Annotated in this window: 16 protein-coding genes; 4 read left to right on the top strand and 12 right to left on the bottom strand. The window is 35.6% G+C overall.

What is annotated here, in order from left to right; translation table 11 throughout:
• Positions 1-19 precede the first annotated feature (19 nt).
• Entirely contained in the window at positions 20-1,570 is a 1,551-nt protein-coding gene (locus CJF12_RS07030) for a RagB/SusD family nutrient uptake outer membrane protein (RefSeq protein WP_034685633.1), read from the bottom strand.
• Positions 1,571-1,581: 11 nt separating this feature from the next.
• Complete coding sequence (locus tag CJF12_RS07035) at positions 1,582-4,461, bottom strand: SusC/RagA family TonB-linked outer membrane protein (RefSeq protein ID WP_034685635.1); 2,880 nt, start codon at positions 4,459-4,461, stop codon at positions 1,582-1,584.
• 336 nt (positions 4,462-4,797) lie between these two features.
• On the opposite strand from CJF12_RS07035, the gene metG reads away from it, so the two are divergent.
• Complete coding sequence (gene metG / locus CJF12_RS07040) at positions 4,798-6,834, top strand: methionine--tRNA ligase (protein WP_034685637.1); 2,037 nt, start codon at positions 4,798-4,800, stop codon at positions 6,832-6,834.
• 133 nt (positions 6,835-6,967) lie between these two features.
• Here metG and CJF12_RS07045 read toward each other — a convergent pair whose 3' ends face one another.
• The 3 genes from CJF12_RS07045 to CJF12_RS07055 all read right to left on the bottom strand — a co-directional run bounded on the left by CJF12_RS07045 (position 6,968) and on the right by CJF12_RS07055 (position 11,072).
• Positions 6,968-7,690 (bottom strand): class I SAM-dependent methyltransferase, encoded by a 723-nt coding sequence (locus tag CJF12_RS07045; RefSeq protein WP_034685639.1) that lies wholly within the window; start codon positions 7,688-7,690, stop codon positions 6,968-6,970.
• 256 nt (positions 7,691-7,946) lie between these two features.
• On the bottom strand, positions 7,947-8,759 hold the full coding sequence (locus CJF12_RS07050) for a siderophore-interacting protein (protein ID WP_034685681.1): 813 nt from the start codon (positions 8,757-8,759) through the stop codon (positions 7,947-7,949).
• Between the two features lie 102 nt (positions 8,760-8,861).
• Positions 8,862-11,072, bottom strand: a complete 2,211-nt coding sequence (locus CJF12_RS07055; protein ID WP_034685683.1) for a TonB-dependent receptor — start codon at positions 11,070-11,072, stop codon at positions 8,862-8,864.
• A gap of 390 nt (positions 11,073-11,462) precedes the next feature.
• On the opposite strand from CJF12_RS07055, the gene CJF12_RS07060 reads away from it, so the two are divergent.
• Both CJF12_RS07060 and CJF12_RS07065 read left to right on the top strand, forming a co-directional pair.
• Positions 11,463-11,888 carry a hypothetical protein gene (locus CJF12_RS07060; protein ID WP_095591088.1) on the top strand — a complete coding sequence of 142 codons (426 nt, stop codon included), beginning with the start codon at positions 11,463-11,465 and terminating at the stop codon, positions 11,886-11,888.
• Between the two features lie 3 nt (positions 11,889-11,891).
• A complete protein-coding gene (locus tag CJF12_RS07065) occupies positions 11,892-12,716 on the top strand; it encodes a GLPGLI family protein (RefSeq protein ID WP_051887323.1) in 825 nt (274 codons plus the stop codon).
• A gap of 65 nt (positions 12,717-12,781) precedes the next feature.
• Here the strand turns inward: CJF12_RS07065 and CJF12_RS07070 are convergent, their stop codons facing one another.
• The 4 genes from CJF12_RS07070 to CJF12_RS07085 form a co-directional block, all read right to left on the bottom strand.
• On the bottom strand, positions 12,782-14,374 hold the full coding sequence (locus CJF12_RS07070) for an efflux MFS transporter permease (RefSeq protein WP_034685643.1): 1,593 nt from the start codon (positions 14,372-14,374) through the stop codon (positions 12,782-12,784).
• Between the two features lie 116 nt (positions 14,375-14,490).
• Entirely contained in the window at positions 14,491-15,618 is a 1,128-nt protein-coding gene (locus tag CJF12_RS07075) for an HlyD family secretion protein (RefSeq protein ID WP_034685646.1), read from the bottom strand.
• A 24-nt stretch (positions 15,619-15,642) separates the two neighbouring features.
• A complete protein-coding gene (locus CJF12_RS07080) occupies positions 15,643-16,953 on the bottom strand; it encodes a TolC family protein (protein WP_034685647.1) in 1,311 nt (436 codons plus the stop codon).
• Positions 16,954-17,042: 89 nt separating this feature from the next.
• Complete coding sequence (locus CJF12_RS07085) at positions 17,043-17,888, bottom strand: helix-turn-helix domain-containing protein (RefSeq protein WP_034685649.1); 846 nt, start codon at positions 17,886-17,888, stop codon at positions 17,043-17,045.
• A gap of 73 nt (positions 17,889-17,961) precedes the next feature.
• On the opposite strand from CJF12_RS07085, the gene CJF12_RS07090 reads away from it, so the two are divergent.
• A complete protein-coding gene (locus CJF12_RS07090; RefSeq protein ID WP_034685651.1) occupies positions 17,962-18,435 on the top strand; it encodes an Mpo1 family 2-hydroxy fatty acid dioxygenase in 474 nt (157 codons plus the stop codon).
• A gap of 88 nt (positions 18,436-18,523) precedes the next feature.
• Here CJF12_RS07090 and CJF12_RS07095 read toward each other — a convergent pair whose 3' ends face one another.
• The 3 genes from CJF12_RS07095 to CJF12_RS07105 all read right to left on the bottom strand — a co-directional run bounded on the left by CJF12_RS07095 (position 18,524) and on the right by CJF12_RS07105 (position 20,324).
• Positions 18,524-18,901: a hypothetical protein gene (locus CJF12_RS07095; RefSeq protein ID WP_034685653.1), complete on the bottom strand. Its 378-nt coding sequence runs from the start codon at positions 18,899-18,901 to the stop codon at positions 18,524-18,526.
• Between the two features lie 195 nt (positions 18,902-19,096).
• Positions 19,097-19,795: an SAM-dependent methyltransferase gene (locus tag CJF12_RS07100; protein ID WP_034685689.1), complete on the bottom strand. Its 699-nt coding sequence runs from the start codon at positions 19,793-19,795 to the stop codon at positions 19,097-19,099.
• A 64-nt stretch (positions 19,796-19,859) separates the two neighbouring features.
• The gene (locus CJF12_RS07105; RefSeq protein ID WP_034685655.1) at positions 19,860-20,324 is read right to left on the bottom strand and encodes a low molecular weight protein-tyrosine-phosphatase; all 465 of its coding nucleotides are present in this window, start codon (positions 20,322-20,324) and stop codon (positions 19,860-19,862) included.
• Positions 20,325-20,342 lie beyond the last annotated feature (18 nt).

The raw sequence follows: 20,342 nt of genomic DNA on the forward strand, positions 1-20,342 counted from the left end.
TTTAAAATTTAATAAGAAATTAATACCCAGGATTTTGTTTCAAATTAGGATTTGCCTGCAATGCCGAAACAGGAATTGGAAATACATTATAATTAGCAGAAATAGAAGTTCCGTTTAAAACCCCTCCTTTCCAAGGCCATAAATAAGTTGCCCCTGTAAATCTTCCATATCGAATTAAATCCTGTCTTCTTACTCCTTCTAAACCAAGTTCTCTACCTCTCTCATCTAATATGTTCTGCAATGAAATATTTGATAAAGGATTTGCATTAGCTCTTGAACGTATTAAATTAACATAAGTAAGTCCTTGCGGAATAGTAGCAGTGGACGCTCCTCTAAGCGCACATTCAGCGTAGATAAGATAAGTATCTGCCAATCTAAACAATGGAAAGTCTGTGGAAGAAAATGCAGTTACATTTCCAGTACCATCGGTATTTCTATTGGTATATTTAATTGACGGATAGCCATCCGTCCATTCTTTGTAATCTGTCATCTCATAATTATGTCCTGTTGTCCAAAAAAGACGAGCTCTTGTATCGCTAGTACTGGCAAGTTCTGCTGCACTGGAACCAAAAAGACCATACCATGCTTTCGTAGCTCTATGTCCTCCCCAACCTTCAGTAGCGCCATAAGTTGCTAAATTCATTGTCGTAGAATTCAAATTACCATTCACAATATAAGTAGTATTACCAAAACTTTGAGATGAAGTAGCATCTGCGATTAATGGAAAAATAATTTCTTTTGATGTATTGTTATCTGCTCTAAAGTTTTTAATGAAGTTTGACTCTAGTTGATATTTCCCGCTAGCGATTACTTTTGCAGCATACGTAGCTGCATCATTATATCTCGCAGTTCCAGTGTATACTTCAGCATTTAAATAAAGTTTTGCCAACAGCATTTCTACAACAGCCTGATTAGCTCTTCCATAAGTATTGGATGGTGCAATTTTCGCTTCAATATCTTTAAGTTCAGATTCCACGAAATTAAAAAGCTCAATTCTGGACGCTTCCGGAAGTGGTGTTAAAGTTTCAAAAGTATCATCATTAACTAGTGGTCCCTTACCGAAAAAGTCAATTAGATAATAATAAGATAATGCTCTTAAAAAACGTAATTCACTAATATACTGATCTTCGTTAGGTACCTCTACTTTATTTTTAAGGATCAGGATTAGGTTCGTAGTTTGTGGTATTGTATAATAAATTCTATCATAAACATATTTAAAAAATTTATTATTTGAATTCCATCCTGTAGTAGTCGTTAATTGATCCAGACCATTATCTCCCCAACGGTTTTTCATTCCATCTGCTGTAAAATCATTAAGATTTACTAAACCTCTGATAAATGGGGATTCTCCAGCATTGGCTCCAGCGATATCAGAATCACCCGGACCACTTACACTTGAAAGTGCAAATGTAGAATACATTCTGGATAGAAGCCCTTCCATAGCATTGGGATCCCTTATTAGAAGCTCCTCCAAAGTCAGGTCAAACTTTGGCTGTGTTTCTAAATCATTGGTACAAGAAGCAAAAAGCAACCCCACTGCTAATAAACTATATATTTTTATTTTTTTCATTATTGTTCAAATTAAAAGTTAAAATTAAATCCAACTGTATAAATCCTTGGTCTTGGATAGAAATTATTATCAATTCCGCCAAAGTTTTCCGGATCCTGGCCTTTATATTTTGTAATAATAAAAGCATTATTCACAGATCCATATACTCTCAAACTCACTTTATTTCCAAAAATATTTTCAATATTATATCCTAAGGTTACATTATCTAATCTTAAAAAAGATGCATCATGCAAGAAGTAATCTGAGAAATACATATTATCAGTTGGCTGTATTAAATTAGGGGAATATTGTCCATTACTGAAATCCAACAAATTACTTAGGTGCTCTGAATTAGGTGTTCTTGCCTGATTAACAAACCCTTGTGCAACATGTCTTCCATCATATACTTTTCCACCAATTTGTCCTCTAAAATTAGCCGTAAGATCCCAGTTTTTATAATTTAAACTTGTACCAAATCCAAAAGTAAAGTTGGGAATTAATTGAGCATTATATCGATCCTCATTCGTAATTTTACCATCCCCATTTCTATCTACAAAAGTGTCAGCAATTGGATTTCCATTAGTATCATAGACTTGCTCAAACACCCATGCCGAATTAGGTTGCAGCCCCACTACATGATAAGCAATATTGACTCCTGTACCAACCGGTAATCCTCCTCCTGCTGAAATCCTATCATAGTATCCCAATTCTAATATTTTTCCCTTATTGTAAGATAAGTTACCAAACACATTCCAGTTAACGTTTTCTGTTTTAATAGGATTAACATTCAAATTCATTTCAACCCCTCTGTTACGTAAAGAACCAACATTTCTAACAATTTCGTTTGTTAATCCCTGACCTGGAGGTACTGGTGACTTCAATAGTAGATCTGTAGATTTTCTATCATACAAATCAATACTTCCTGAAACAATATTTCCTCTAAATAAACTAAAATCAACCCCAATATTCCAGCTGGTTGTCGTTTCCCATTTTAAATCAGGATTAAAACCTAATGCTGAATAAATATTAAATCCTGGAAGATATTGAGAGTTTTCACTTCCTAGAGAAAATAAGGGTCTTGATGGATAAAAGCCTCCTGCAGGTCCCGTTATATCTTGCTGCCCTGTTTGACCCCAGCCTATTCTCAGCTTTAATTCTTTTACAGCTGTAGAATTTTTCAGGAATGATTCTTCCTGCATTTTCCAGGCAAAAGCTGCAGAAGGAAAATAACCCCATTGGTTATTAAACCCGTTAAATAACGAGGAAGCATCTGCTCGGAGTGATGCTGTGAACAAATATTTATTTAAAATATCAATATTTGTTCGTCCAAAGAATGATTGTAAATTAAGGTGGTTAAAATATCCAAACGTAGGGTTAGCCCTATTCGGTTGTGGAATACGAAGGCCACTTCCTGAAGGATCTGCATAAAATTGTTCTTTATTACCATCATATCTAAAGTCCTGGTAAGAATATCCTCCTTGTATTAAAAAGTTGGTGAAGAAATCATTAATTTTTCTAGTGTAAACTAAATAGGCATCTAAATTTCTATTGTTGGTAAACTGATTTTCAGCATAAGCTAAACCAGGATTATAAATTATGTCATTTAGAGAATTATAAGTCAAATTAATAACCGAATTTCTTGCATTATTATCATAGGTCTCCCGAATCTTCGTTCTGGAAGATTCAATTCCCATATTAACAACAGCTCTTAAATCTGGAAGAAAATGAAACTTATAATCCAATTCAATATTTCCTAAAAATCTATAGGTATTTTCAGGACGATGTCTTTGCATTAATAATCCTAAAGGATTAGAGTCGTAAGTCAAATTCTCTACACCATTAGCTCTATAAAAATTTTGATAATAGCCCCCAAAATAGTTTTGTCCTGCAGCTTGCCCCCAGACATCTCTACTATAAACTGGTTGTGTGGGATTTCTTGATAACGCAGAGCCAATAACACCCCCTGCATCTACCGTATTCTTATCTATTTTATATCCTTTTGCATTAATGTCAACCTTCAAGTGTTTATCAAAAAAGGTAGGGGTAATGCGTAAGGCTGCAGAATATCTTTCTAAATCATCATTTCTTACAACTCCTTCCGCTCTATTATAACCTAAAGATAAACGTATTGGTAATCTTTTAAATAAATTTCCGGATGCACTAAAGTTATTATCTGTTGATACCGATGTTCTATAAACAACATCCTGCCAGTTAGTATCAAAAATCCTTCCCATTGTAGTAGGATTATCCGGACTTCCTCCTACTCCTAGTTTCCATACATCGTTAGGGAAGTAGCTTTTAATAAAGTTGACATATTGACCAGAATCCATTACATCAATATACTTTGTTACTTGTCCTACAGAAACATTGGTACTAAAACTCATTTTTAACCTACCTCCACCTGATTTGGTCTTGATCAGAATAACACCATTGGATGCCCTTGCCCCATAAATTGCGGTTGCTGAAGCATCTTTTAGTATAGAAAAAGATTCGATATCATTTGGGTTAATTAATGCAAGAGGGTTCTGAATACCTGCCGGATTAGTAGAATCAAGAGGAATTCCATCAATTACAATTAATGGATTATTAGATGCACTAAGAGAAGCCCCTCCACGAATCCTAATATTAGGAGCTGAATCAGGAGAACCACCAGCAGTAGTAATTCTAACACCCGGTGCTTTACCCTGAATAAGCTGATCAGCCGAAACAATAGCTCCTTTATTAAAATCTTTTTCAGTAACAGCCGTAACAGAACCTGTTAAATCTGTCTTTTTCTTTGCACCAAATCCAATCAGAACAACTTCTTCGATCTTTTTTTCCTTGGTAGCTGTATCTTTTATTTGCGCATGCATCACTGTACTAGCCAATAAAAATGCGGGCGCAATTTTTAATACCGTTGTAAAATTTTTCACAATATTGTTTTTATATAAGTTTCGTTTTTGTAAGTAATACTGGCACGAGGCCAGTCTTGCAATTTATAAAAAAAATGTAATTATCATAAATTTAATGAAAATTAAGATAATTTTATGTAAATTAAAACCCTTTCAAAAATCAAATATCTGTTTTCCATATACTTATATTAAATTATGCAATACATAACATGTGTTATTTTTCAATCGAAAGTTAAACAAATGTTTAACTAAATGCAACATAAGTTTTATAATGGTTCGGATTCATCCCATATTGCGATAAACAATCTTATATTTCAAGAGATAATCCGTATCTTTGCAGCCAAATTATTACTATAAATGTCAAACAGAAAGATGATTACGGCAGCTTTGCCTTATGCAAACGGACCGGTTCATATAGGACATTTGGCAGGTGTTTATATTCCTGCGGATGTTTACGCAAGATTTCAGAGAAGATCAGGAAAAGACGTCGCGTTTATCTGTGGTTCAGATGAGCATGGAATTCCTATTACCATCAGAGCCAAAAAAGAAGGAGTTACCCCTCAGGATATTGTGGACAAATACCATGAAATCATTAAAAAATCTTTTTCAGACCTGGGAATTTCATTTGACGAATACTCCAGAACTACTTCCAAAAAACATTATGAAACCAGTCAGGACTTCTTCAAAGTTCTTTATGAAAAAGGTAAATTTACTGAAGAGGTTTCTGAACAATATTTTGATGAGCAGGCTGGAGAGTTTTTGGCTGATCGCTATATCGTAGGAACATGTCCCAATTGTGGCAATGAAAATGCATATGGAGACCAGTGTGAGAAATGTGGTTCTACCCTTTCCCCTTCAGAATTGATCAATCCGAAATCCATGCTTAGCGGAAATGTTCCGATTCTTAAAGAAACCAAAAACTGGTACCTTCCTTTAAATGAATATGAAGATTTTTTAAATGAGTGGATTATTGAAGGACATAAAGACGACTGGAAGCCTAATGTTTATGGTCAGGTAAAATCATGGTTAAATGATGGACTGAAGCCTCGTGCTATGACCAGAGACCTCAACTGGGGAGTTCCTGTTCCGCTTCCGAATGCAGAAGGCAAAGTACTTTACGTATGGTTTGATGCACCGATCGGATATATCTCTTTCACCAAAGAATGGGCTGAGAAAAACGGAAAAGACTGGAAAGACTACTGGCAAAGTGAAAATAGTGACCTGATTCATTTTATAGGAAAAGATAATATTGTATTCCACTGTATTATTTTCCCCGCTATGATGAAAGCTCACGGAGACTATATTATGCCTAAAAATGTTCCGGCATTTGAGTTCCTGAATCTTGAAAATGATAAAATATCGACTTCAAGAAACTGGGCAGTTTGGGCTCATGAATATGTGGAAGATTTCCCTGGACAACAGGATGTATTAAGATATGCTCTGCTTTCTTCTGCTCCTGAAACCAAGGATAATAATTTTACATGGAAAGATTTCCAAACTAAAAATAATTCTGAACTGGTAGGAATTTTTGGTAACTTCATTAATAGAGTTGCCGTTCTTATCCACAAATATTATAATGGAATTGTTCCGCAAGGGGATCAAAATACCCCTGAATTACAGGAGATCAATAAATCTGCAAAAGAAATTTCAGGATTTTTAGAAAACTATGAATTCAGGAATGCCTTGACAGCTTTAATGAATCTGGCACGTTTTGGAAACCAATATCTTCAAACTGAAGAGCCATGGAAAACGATTAAGGATCATCCTGAAAAAGCAGCGCATTCACTATTTGTTGGAGCTCAGATTGCAGTCGCACTTGCTCAACTATGTGAACCTTTTATGCCTTTCAGTTCTGAAAAATTACTGAATATGTTTAATGTTCAGAAATTAAGCTGGAGCGATGTTGAAACAAAATCTGTTCTCATTGAAACCGGACATCAAATTAATGAATCTTCTCTTCTTTTCTCAAAAATAGAAGACGATGTTATTGAGGCTCAGATTCAGAAACTAGAAGATACCAAACAAAATAATAAAAAAACCAACCCTAACGCTAACCCAATGAAAGAGGAAATCACTTTTGACGACTTTACGAAAATCGATTTAAGAACAGCTACAATTACAGAAGCTGAAAAAGTAGAAAAAGCTGATAAACTATTGAAGCTAACGATAGATACTGGTGTTGATGTAAGAACCGTGGTTTCAGGAATTGCCGAAAGCTTTACTCCTGAAGAAATTATTGGAAAACAGGTTATGATTTTATTAAATCTGGCGCCTAGAAAAATACGAGGAATAGAGTCTCAGGGAATGTTATTATTGACAACAAAACCTGATGGAAAATTATCTTTCGTTACTCCGGATGACAGCAATGTTGAAAACGGTATTGAGATAGGATAATCAATCATTCAGATATAGAAAAAGACACGTGAAAATCACGTGTCTTTTTTATGATGTACTTGGCTATTCTGAGAAACTAAATGATTACAACTTATATCCTGTGTTCGAAATGACAGTTCAAAAGTTTACAATTTTACAAATCAGCAATTTTGCGATTTCGCCTTAATAAAGCTAAATATGCATCTTCATCTTGCGTCACCTTCTCAATGCTAAAACCATTATTTTCTGCAGCATTTTTTAGGGTTTGAAAATCGAGATACAACCATTTTATAGGATCCTCCGATTCTCCTTTATAATGCACCACATAATCGAGTTCGCCATAATATCCACCTGCCGGAATATAGACTCCCCCATCTTCATCTCTATCAAACATATACAAAATATCGGTACTATCAATTAAAACCTGTCCGTTATCATTCAATAATGAATATAATTTCTGAAGATAGGTATCGATAGTAGTTAAGCGTTCAAAGATTCCGGTTCCGTTCATCAACAATAAGATGGTATCAAAAGTTCCTTCAGAAAAATCCAGTATGTTGGTACAAACCGTATTTTCCACTCCTCTCAATTTACACACTTCAATAGATTTGGGGGAAATATCCAATGCTGTAACATTCAGATGTCTTTCATTTTGCAGATACAAAGCATGTGAACCGGCTCCGGCTCCAATATCCAGAACTTTTCCATTGGCCAATTCGAGAGCTTTTTGCTCAAGCTCGTTCATTTCTTCAAAATCCCTGAACAGGTAATCTACCGGAAGCTCATCCAATTCAGAAATTGAAGTTTCAGTCTGTAAATCTTCAGGACCTTCATGATGATAATAATCCCAAATGGCCTTGCCCATTAAATCTTTCATAGCTATTCTTAATAAGGCAAAGATAAGGGTTTTTAATATTTTCGAATAATATGCGACAGTTCTTGCATTATCTTTTCCGCAAATAATAGGTTGTTTTCCTCTCTCGTAGATGCACCAGATTATACTAATCTTTTAATTACCCTACAGATTTCACAGATAGCAGCTCACTTAAAGTACAGACTGCAACGTAAAGTTTCTCATTTGACAAGCTCATATTCAATTGAAAAACCCGAACAAATAGTCCGGGTTCTAAAATTTATTCGACGCTGTCTTTTTCTTTTTGACGATCTGCCTGTGATTCATTCTCAGCAACTCCGGCTTTCCAATACGAATAAGCGTACAACTCCGGTTGTTTCCATCCTTTTTCCTTTCGAAGATAAGAACGGATTTCTTTTACCGTTGAGAATTCACATGCTACATATCCAAATTTTGAAGTTTCAGGAATTTCTACACTTCTTACAGCCTCAGTCAGCTTATTCCCTAAATGGGATTCAGAATGATGTATCCATTTAAATTCAATATCCGCTTTTGTTTCCAGTTTTTGTTCATCTTCTTTTCCATGGACCTCAATAATACAGACTCCTTTAGCCTTTTCAGGAAGTGTTTCCAAAATGGCACTCAAAACAGGAATCGCCGTACCATCTCCTATGAGAAAGTACCAATCAGCCTCCGGATATAGCTCTCTTCCTTCGCAGCGCATCATCACTCCTAATTTAGAACCTTTTTCCGCTTCTCTGACCCATTTTGAAGCAGGTCCTCCATCTCCGTGATCCACAAAGTCTATGAACAGCTCATTAGTTTCTAAATTAATTCCACGGTGCGTATAAGTCCTGATCGATGGCGCTATCTCTTTCGGCGGATAAATCCACTCATGATTTTCATCCAGGTCAGGGAAATAAACTTCATTCAATCCCTGTGGTGGGACAGCTATTTTATTATTATCCCCAACCGTCGTATCTTTAAATAAAGAAACCTCTTCAGAATGGAGGTACACCCTAATAAAATGTGGTGTTATGTACTCTTTTTTAGTGACTTCGGCAACAATCTGTCCTGTTTGCATTTTAGCCATAACTGTATTTTTTTTTAAGTTATATCCGGCTTCATCAGCTAGACAAAGCCGGATCATATGATAACATGGATTATAAATAAGCTAAAAACCTTAATTCAGCTTCTAAAAATCAAATGTATAAGACAAATTAAATGTCCTGCCTCTTCCTTTATAATTAAACAATTCAGGAAGTCCGTAGGTAGAATATAAGATCTGTGATCTTTTACTCCAGATCGTCTGATATTCAGTATTGAATATATTCTGAATTCCTAAATTAAATTTCCCCCAGTTGAAACGATACCCAACCATTAAATCGGAAGTATTGTATCCATCTATTTCATTATTAAGATTATCTTTCTGCTTGAAGTTTTGAAGAGATTGGAATCTGAATGACCAGTTTTGCACGTTATATCCGATATAGGTCACCAATTTTGAAGGAGAAGCATTATAAACTTCCTGCCTGATCCACTCTCCATTGTTTTCTACTTCAGATTTAATCAACAATCCGCTTGCCCCAAAATACACTCCGTTATTTAAACTATAAGAAACTTCAGCCTCAATACCCATATTTCGTAGCTTCAAATCATTAACAAGAAGCTGAAAAGTTTTTCGGTCTACCGTCACGGTTTTATCTGAATTGCTTAAGAACCCAGCAATCTGACCTCTTAAACCTCCTTTATTAATACGGTACCCTACTTCAAACTGATTGGTTTTAATGGCTTGTAAAGGCTGTTCCTTTACATTAATGCTGGATGTTACATCCCAGTTTGTTCCGTTTAATTTATAAACTCCGATTCCATAATATTTAGACGGATCTGCAAGATTGACTCCCTGGGAAAATGTTCCCCATGCCTGGTGTTGTTCATTAAACTTATACAACAGCCCTGCATTAGCGAGAGTCATGTTGTAAGAGTTTTTTCCTCCCGGAATGGCAGATGCCGACTGTCCATAGCCCATTGCCACCTGAGTCTGCTGCTGGGAACCTACAAAATCATCTACCTCTACATTAATGTTCTGATAACGAACTCCCGCATTCAACTGTAGTTTTGGAAGAATATTATATTTAGCCTGAACGTATCCGGCATAACTTTTAGAATGATTGGTAGGATATCTTCCGAGGCTGTACTTCGTTTCATTGATCAGGCCTCCGCTTGACATTGTTTTTGCGATATCATATACTGATTGTGTTCCTTCAAACTTTTCAAAATCAACATCTACTCCATACGTTACATTAAGACCTTTCCATGATTTAGACAACAATGCCTTCAATCCCGAGTAATAGGTATCTTGCTGCGAAGAAGACATATAGGCAATACTTCCGGTCTGTAGCGTCACATTTCCAGGAAAAGGATAAAAGCCCAGTTTTTCTCCTCTGGTAGCCAATTGAATGTATAAATCCTGACCGCCGAGAATATTATTTCCATTATAGCTTACCGTTCCCATATACCGTTCAGTTCCTACATTTTTATCTGAAGAAAAACCATCTCTCACCTCCAGTAAACCAGCATTTTTTGTAGTGAAAGCACTTAAGTTTTGCCCTAAGTAAAGACTCCGGTCACCGTTAAATTTTGAATTATAATATTGAAGTGAAGCAGTAATCTTATGCTTATTATTGAATTGGTAGCCTCCTGTAGCTAAAACATCAATCGACTGGTTGTATTGTAAGTCGGTTTGGGTAATATCAGTAATCACTTGCTTCTCATCAGCTCCGTAAACACAACCGTTTTGTTGATAAGCAATTCCCAATCTTCCGAAAAGCTTTTCTCCTTTTCCTGAAATAGCCTGTGCAGCACGGAAATCATGATCATCTTTTCCCATAAATCCGGTACGGACTCCTAATTCTGTTTCTCCGCTAATTCCTTTTTTGGCAGGTATTTTAGTAATAATATTAATAATTCCCCCCGTAGCATTCCCACCATAAATGGAACTTGCCCCCGAAAGAACCTCTATTCTTTCGATATTAAAAGGATCAATCGCATCTAATTGACGGCTGATAGCACGAATACTGTTTAGTGAAACCCCATCAATCATAACCAAAGCGGAACGTCCTCTCATATTTTGCCCGTAATTGGTTCTTCCCTGTGGGCCTATATCCATACTTGGAATCAATATAGACAACATCTCCTTGATAGGAACTCCACTCTTGGCCTGTTCCTGGATTTTTTCTTTCTGCACGACCCAAACAGTTCCGGGAACTTCAGAAATTTTTGTAGGTTTTCTTGATGCAACAATTACTACATCTTCAATATTTTTAGATGCAAGTGAATCTTGGGTTATTTGGGAAAACATTAACCCGGAAGCCAATAAAGATGCTACTACATACTGCTTTTTCATTCTTTTAATTAAAGTTTTATAAATGTTTTCAAATATAATTTTTATTACGTCTAAATAAAAATTAGAATATATGAAATTTTTCATATTTGAAAATATTTAACCAACACCAGAGAATACTGAAAATCATTATGTTATATCAAAGATTAAAATGTAAAAAATAATCCTTTACAAACAAATAATTAAATACAAAGCATTGGTTTATAACATATTGAAATATCACACTAAAGAGATTTAAATTATCATTTATTTGTATATTGTCATGACTAAAACACACAAATCCGATAACAAAAAATTATTAAACATGAAAAATTAGTATTATTTGTATTATTCTTTTTAAGTATTACAATTCAATCAATAGAAATTACATCTCTATCTACTACTGATGATGATGTGAATATCGAAAACATTTTCGCCAATAAATTTTATATCCTGGATAGAGATGGTAAAATTATATACCTCAGTGAAGACGATATAAAGAAAATGTGGGAAGAAAAATTAGGACAAGAAGGGCTTCATGTCAAACTTGATAAATTCAAGATCTTGAATTCCAAAGATTCACAATCTGGAAAAACTTATTATTTTTTAAAAGCTGTTAGTCATGATAAAATTATTGAAACAGGAGCTTTTTTTTCTGTAACAAAATTTGGGATGTTATTGGCTGAAAAAAAATGTTCTTGCGTAGGTTGTCCAAGCGGATGTAACCTTACTGTCTTCGGGGATCGATGCTCATGCTCTTCTTGTGGGTATGGAGGTTCGCAAGAATGTAAAAAAACAGAAGAGACAACCATTGGAACTAAATACTTAGCTGAAGAATAAATAATGAAAGATGTAGCTATTCATATTTTTTTGGCCTGTTTATTTATTATTTCCAGTGCTAAATTGGCAGGCCAGAACCATAACCATCGGTTTTACTATAGTTTCAATTATAAAACCGATACTTTAGGCTCTTCTTCAAATGATATTCTCGTGCTTTCTGTTAATGATAAGGAAAACATTTTTTTAAGCAGTAAGTTCCTTGAAACCGATTCTCTCAATTCAGTACACCAGCATAAAAAACAATATATCAATCCTCAGTACAACAGTATTCTGCAGTATTCCAAAGAAAATGACCTGTTTTCATCTTATAAAAAGCTGGATATGAATTATTATCATTATGATTTTAAAAAGAAGCTTTCCTGGAAAATTCATTCTCAAAAGAAAGAGCTTCTCAGCTTCATGGTACAAAAAGCCACCACAACCTATGGTGGCAGAAACTGGACAGCATGGTTCTGCAATGATATACAGCTCCCCTATGGCCCCTATGTTTTTCATGGTTTACCAGGGCTCATTTTGGAGTTATATGATGATGAAGACAATTTCCGATATACGCTAATTAAAAGCATAAAGTCTTCTCCTGATCACTTTAAATTAGATTATATTTTTGAAGACAAACCCATAAAAATCAAAGCAAAAGATTGGAAAGCAATACAACTGAATTATTATAACAATCCATTATATGATTACAAAACCATTGGCTGGGTTATGTATCATAAAAATGGGCAGCCTTATACATCACAGGATTACCGGAATCTGGAAATCCAAATTAAAGAGGGAATAAAGAGATACAATAACCCCATTGAACTGGACGAAAAAATACAATATTAGTTTATAAAAAGTAAAGCCCCACTTTATAATAAAATGGAGCCTTACCAGTGAAAAACAAGGTATCTTTAGATCGCAGGACCTGCGGCATCTTTTATTTCTTCTAATAATTGTTTACGTTCTCTCAATCTTCTTCTGGCGATTACTGATTTACCGCTCAACATTCTGACAAACCTCACATACTGAAAACGTTCTTTTCCAAAATGATGGGTAAACACATACAGGAGCACTCCAAAGCCAACCAATATAATATATCCGAATATTTTTTTGGTTGCAATGATAATAGCATTGAGTTGAAGGGTTTTCATATTAGCAGCAAGCGTTTGTGGGCTTACCCTCATTCCATCAATATAAACTGCCAGATCTCCTACAGCAACAACCTGAAAATGATACTGAAACCATGAGTATAATGCAGAGAAAATACCTACTGCAAGAAAAGTTCTCCAAACCAACACCAAACCAATAGCAGCCAACATATCATCCAATTCTAATTTATCCAGAGTATAAAACCAAACAGAAACAAATAAAGAACACATCCCATATCCTTTCAAAAACATCGGGAGGTACCAATTCTCATAATTAAATTCCAATACCATAGAAAAGTACATAATGATCGCATATCCCATCATTGCAGAAAACCCTGAGAAGATGAACATTTTTAAGGGTTTTTCTCTCTTGAACCAGAAAATAGCTGCAATACCTGCCAATATCATCCCGGGAATCATCAGAAGATTGAGTCTGGCATTAGTAAGCTGGTCATAGCCTAAAATACCAATGGCAAATGTATTCTGCAAAGAAGTAGTTCCTAAAAACATCCCCAGCCAAAACAACATAAATAAACCATTCTGCACATTATTCTTTTTGAATATGCTAAAGGATAAATAGGGTCTTTTAAGCGTCAGTTGACGGATAGCTAATAAAGCAAAACTTATAAAAGCGGCTATACTGGCATTCATAATTTTGGAAGAATTCCACCAATCCTGTTGTTTCCCGAAAGAATAGACATAAGCTGAAAACATAAAAGCCGAAGCAAAAAGTAAAATACTAAGCCAGTCGATATAGTGTAATGGAACTTTCAGAGCAAAATACTTATCGTGCATGAAAATCCAGTGTAAAAGTGCCAGAATAAAACACAGAACAGCCACAATGATATAAAAATGCTGCCAATTGTAAAGGATGGAAACCTTTACAGCATAATAGCTTGCAATCTGATTCATCATCAGTATAAAAGTGTAAAAACCACCATAAAACATTCCACGGTTTCCGATCATAGCCATTAAGGGCAAAAATAGCTCAATCGTCACCATCATTTTCAAAAAGCCGATAACCAAAGCAGTCATTACCATAACCATAGGCTCTAAGGTTGTCGCATTGATATAGCTTAACAACCCTAAAAGAACCAAGATCAGAGTGATCTTGTCACGTACCTTAAATCTCATTTTCATTCTGAGAACAACCGGCATACAAGCCCCCATTCCTATGGTTGTTGCATAATTGGCCCAAAGAAAATATTCGGAAAGCGCTCCCGTACCTCCAACGAGATAACTGATATTTCCAGTATAAACTCCACCCAAAGGCATTACCACAGCCAGTAGTAATACAATAAGCAGAAGCTGAACAGGCTTGGGTAACCAATCATGATATAGTCCTTTGTTGTACATTTTTTAGGTATTAAGAGTTAGGTGATAAATGTTGGATGTTGGATGTTGGATGTTGGATGTTTAGGCACAAGGCTTTCAATAAGACATTTATTGTCAACATCTTTTAATCAATTTAATCAATTCACCCCATTCACATTCACATTCACATTCATATTCATTCCTGCACTAAGCTTCTGAATATCTTCCTTCTTATTAGAATTCGTAAATTCTATTCTTACCGGAATTCTCTGCTGTACTTTAATAAAGTTACCTGTAGAGTTATCTGTTGGAACACTGGAATAACGGGAACCTGTCGCAGCAGAAACGGCGGTCACTACCCCTTCAAATTTCTGCCCACCCAATGCATCAGCTGTCATCATCATTTTTTCACCAATCTTTATATTGGGCATCTGACTTTCCAGAAAGTTCGCTGTTACCCATTTCTGATCATTTAAAACAATGGTTGCCACTTGCTGCCCCGGTTGGATCAGCTGTCCTTCCGAAATCGTTCTTCTCCCCATAACTCCATCATAGGGTGCTGTGATGACAGTATAAGAAAGATTGATCTTCGCCATATCCAATGCTGATTTCGTTCTTTTGATTTCTGCATCATTAATTCCCAGCTTACTTTTTACTTCCGTTGTAGAAAGATTAGCAGATTGTTTTTGATTCACTAAAGTTTCATAGGCTGCTTTTTGAGCATCATATTCAGTCTTCACCTGATCATACTGCTGTCTGGTAACTGCTTCAGAAGCTAAAAGGTTTTTATATCGTGTCAGGTTCTGCTCAGCATTCCACAATCTTGCTTTGGCTCCTGCAATATTAGATTCCATGACATTGACATTGTTGGAAACAGTATTCACTGATGAGCTTGTTGCCGAGCGTTGCGCTAAAGCATTCTGATAAGCCGCCTCAGCTTGTCCTAGCTGGGTTAAAATCTCATTCTTATCAAGAATGACCAGTGTATCTCCTTTTTTGACCTGTTGGTGTTCAATAAATTTTATTTCTTTGATATACGCTGAAACTCTGGTATTGATCGGATTGATAAATTCTTCAACCTGAGCCGCCTCCGTATAGCTCTTATCCCCGACATGAAAATATTCACGGACTAACCAGAATAGTCCAAAACCTATTACCAGAAAAACGATAATATTGGAAATAATAGCTCTTATTTTATTTTTTCTTGCTTCTTTTTTCTTTGCTACAGCACTTGATACCGCAGGTGCCGGCTGTGCATTTTGAGTTGTTTGTTCCTTGTTTTCCATTGCCTTGATTTTCAGTTTTAAAAATTATAATGTTCCTGTAGATTTCAAAAGATTGTAGTATTGATACAATACATTGATTTCTGCATTAGCATAATCCAGTTCAGATTGCAACTTTTGGTTCTGTGCATCAATCATTTCAGCTTGTACAGCTAATTGATTTAAATATTTAGCTTCTGTAATTTTATAGTTCTCTTCCGCTAATTTTTTTGCCTCGTCAAGGATTTCTGCCTGTTGGATAGATTCCTGGTATTTTACATATGCTGCATTCACGCCCATATCAATATTCTGTTCAACCAGAGTCATAGCGTCCCCAGCCTGTGCTTTTTGCAGCTCTCCCAGCTTTACCTTTTCTTTGGTTCTATATAGGTTATCAATATTATAGCTCAGAGAGACCCCTGCCTGCCATCCTCCCAAGTACATATCGATAACAGGATTCCGGGTAGTAACCGGGCGCTGTAACGTATAACCACCATACCCTGCAATAGTAGGAAGCTGATCGGTTTTAATGATTTCAATATTTTTATCTGCCAAATCAATATTGGTTTTTGCAGATTTCATCTGCGGATTGCTTTGATGAGCCAAATCCATATAATAATCCATTCCAATACCCGATTCTTTATTGGTCAGGCTTTCAATGGGAATAATCTCCGTACCGGTTGGTAGCCCTAAAGCAATACTTAAATTATAATTAAGAATTTTCCGGTTGTTTGCTAAAGTTAAAATACCCTGATCTAAATTTTTAATGGCCAGTTCTCCACGGATGACTTCATTTCTTGTCACCATCCCCTGCTGATAAAACTTCTGAATATTTTTCAGACGTTCCTGAGCCAGTTTTTTATTATTCTGAAAAACCGATTCCTGATTCAGGATTTTATAAACATCTAAATAATTGGATATCACCAATAATTTTACATCTTGCTTGTTTTTCTCCAGATCTAATTCTGACAACTGCTCCCGAAGTCCCGCCAGTTCAATTGACTTATTAACTAAACCTCCTTTAAAAATCAGTTGCGTTGCCTGTACAGCATAAGAACTACCGTAATGCGGCATCGGAATATTGGTAGAATTAGAAAAATCTTTATCAATAGCCACAGCATTCCCTAAATAGAACTGACTGGTTGAAGCTGTAATGGCTGGAAGCTTCTGAAGCTTTGTAATATCAGTCTGCTGTCTGGCAATTCCGATATTCTGCGCTGAAACTTTTAACTGCTGATGATTCTGAAGAGCTAGCTCAGCTACCTCATTCACTGTCATCTGCTTAAGTTCTTGTGAAAAAAACAGCGCAGGAAGTAGTCCTATCAAAAGTGATAGTGCTGTTTTTACGTTATTTACCATTTTACCTTGTTTTACGAAGACAAAGTTACGGTGGTTTATAAGTCAAACAAATGTTTGATTTCGGGAAAAAGATGTTCAAATGTAATATTCTATCTCTCGAATTGATTCCTGTATTGGCTTGGACTGACTTCTAAATGCTTCTTAAAAAAGTGAGAAAATGAGTATTGATCACTAAATCCAAGTATCGAAGAAATTTCTGAAACAGACCTTTTTGAGGAGTTTAAAAGAACCTTAGCCTCATTCATTACAATAATCGCTATGATCTGACTGGCAGACTTTCCGGTGATAGATTTTACGACTGATGAAAGATGTCTGGTTGTAATCGACTGCCGTGCGGCATAAAACTCAACTGTTCTTTCTGTATGATGATGCTGAGCCAGGTCAGTTAAAAAAATAAAAACAATCTCTTCTTGTCTGGACATTTGCCCCATTGAGTTGCTGTCCTCCTTTGAAATGATTCCTGCCATCTGGTAACAAAAAACCGAAAACAAATGCTCAACCATTTCTTTTTTATACATCATTTCAGCCGGAGAATCCAGGATGTATTTAAGAAAGTTAACGCTTTTCCATACTACCTCCATCTCGTCCTTCTGAAAAGGAACTCCTTTATTCATTTGCTGCCTGAAATACCGATACCCTATCAATCGGTTGAACTTCAGTGATAATGCTGAAATAAATTCTCTTTTATAAGAAACCATCCTGGATTGAAAATCATCACTTACAGCTACCATCTCGTAGACTGTTTGAGGATCGGTTACCATAAACATATTCGGAGTGAGTTCCAGATCGCTAAAGTGCTGACGCAATTTTATCGTTCCTGTTTTCACAAAAATAAAAGCCGGATTATCAGGACGGAAGGGTTTTTCGGCAGAGATTCTTTCGAAGATATTATGTTGTGTGAAAATTTCAACACCAAATTTTTCCAAGGCAGACATAACGCAAATGTAACCAATCTCTTGGCTGATTACAAAATTTTATTAATTTAGTATTCTCCAAATTCCAAATATCATGAGAAAGATAGATTTATTCTTTGCAGAGTATCGGGGAAGCCACAAAAACAGAATTAATAAGCTCATTCATCTTATCTGTGTCCCCCTTGTTTTCTGGTCTATTTTAGGCTTTATTTCTCTTATTCCATCTTCACATTTCTGTGCATCTTATTTCGGATGCATCAGTATTGTAAGTTGTGCTACAATAATCCTGGTCACTTTATTTTATTTAAGACTTTCCTTATTAATAAGCCTGATCATGCTTGTTATTATGCTGCTTATGGAGCATCTAACGTATACAGTCAACGTTCAATTTGGAAAAAATTCCTGGATTTTTTATACTGTTGTCTTTATGATTACCTGTCTCTTACAACTAGTGGGACACCAGATAGAAGGTAAAAAACCATCTTTTCCAAAAGATCTTAAATTCCTTTTGATAGGACCTATCTGGCTGGTAAGGTTTGTCTTAAAAAAAGCAGGAATAAAATATTAAAATTAGCCAAACTTTTCAGGAGCTTTTTAGCTAGAAAAATAAAAAACCGGATATGAAATCATATCCGGTTTTTATTAATTTGAAAGTATTAGGCATTAAAATAATCCTTAACTGTTTCGAGTACCTTTTCTTCTGACATTTGCTGGGATGTATCCAGGGTAATTTTCAAATCTCTGAATTGAGCAGTATCATGAAGATAATGTTTCAATTCTTCCTGAACGATACCAGGACCTGTTATATAAACTTCCTGCGAATTAGTCAGCAAATGTTCTACCTCTTTAAAAAATTTTATTCTATTCGTTTTTTCAGCATTATTTGCCGCATTCTCACTGGAGTTACCGTGTTGTTTTTCTGCTTTTACAGGATTACAAAGGAAAAACTTAAACGCATTCTGTGCATCATGATTTTTTACTACTATTGCCTTCTCTGTATCGATCCATATTCCTGCTAATTTCTTTTCTGACATAATTTATTTTTTTTAAGTTACATCATATCAAACAACAATAATGCAAAGCACACGTTAATGCATGTTAAATATTTTTGATGAATCAAATCGATTATCTTAAAAATATTTTATAACAAGCCACTAAAATAAGATTATATAAAACATCGAAGGTTCCTGGTACCAGATTGCTTCACCTTCGTTCGCAATGACAAGTCCCTAAACCCCCAGAACAAATACGGCAGGAATTTTATGAAGTTCAGGTTTTTGTTTCTGCCAATCCTTAATCGTTTTTGTTTTGATGAACTCGTGCTCCGGATCATTAATATTAGCTGCAATACAAAGCTTTGTGTTGGGAGATAGAAATTTGCATAAGTCTTCAAAAAGCGGGTTATTGCGGTATGGTGTTTCCATAAAAATCTGAGAATATCCGGTTTTCTGCACCAGACTTTCCAAATGTAAAATTTGTCGTTTTTTTTCTCCTTTATCAATAGGAAGATACCCGTTAAAAGTAAACTCCTGCCCGTTAAAACCACTTGAAATTAAAGCCAGGATAATGGATGAGGGTCCCGAAATCGGGATTACTCTAATGTTTTTCTCATGACACCATTTCACGATCAGGTTTCCGGGATCAGCAATACATGGTAGCCCTGCTTCTGACAGCAAGCCAAAATCCTGACCTTTTAGCATTAATTCCTGAGCTTCTTTGATATCTGCATTTTGCGTGTATTTATCCAGTAAAAACAATCTAAGATCAGCCTGCTTCTTTTCCGGTGCAAAGAACTTAATCACCTTTCGCGCCGTCTTTTCATTTTCTACAAAGAAATAATCAGTCTGCATAATGTAATCTTTCATTACCGGGGAAAAATGGCTAATAGGAGTATTTTCTGATAAATAAGCTGGGAGTAAAAAAAGCATTGTATTATTTTTTAGTTCTTTAGTGTTTGTAATGGTAGGTTTAGTAAAATAGGTGTAAGGGTCTTTAATTCGCTTTATATTCATCCAAAATATGACTGCTAATCACATCACATGCCTGGTCCAAAAGCTGATATACCTCTTCAAAATCATTCATATCTCCCCAATAAGGATCAGGAACCTCAGCATTTTTATGATTTCCGGCTGCTTCCAGAAATAAAAACACCTTCTGCCGCTGTTCTTCATTCTTAGCTTTGGAAATAACATCTCCATAGATGTCGATATCCATGCAATAAATTTTATCAAAATTTTCGAAATCCGCATCGCTGATTGGCCTTGACCGTTGCTTTGAAATGTCTAACCCATGGTTAGCAGCTGTTTTTATAGCGCGCTTATCAGGATGTTCTCCTTCATGCATTGAAATGGTGCCTACTGAATCTATAAAAAAATGATCAGGAAGCTTTGTCTTCATAATACCTTCTGCTAAAGGGCTTCTGCATATATTTCCTAAACAAACCATCAATATTTTCATGTATCAATTCATTACCTG

Source organism: Chryseobacterium piperi (assembly GCF_002285635.2).
In the GTDB taxonomy this organism is placed as follows: Bacteria; Bacteroidota; Bacteroidia; order Flavobacteriales; family Weeksellaceae; genus Chryseobacterium; species Chryseobacterium piperi.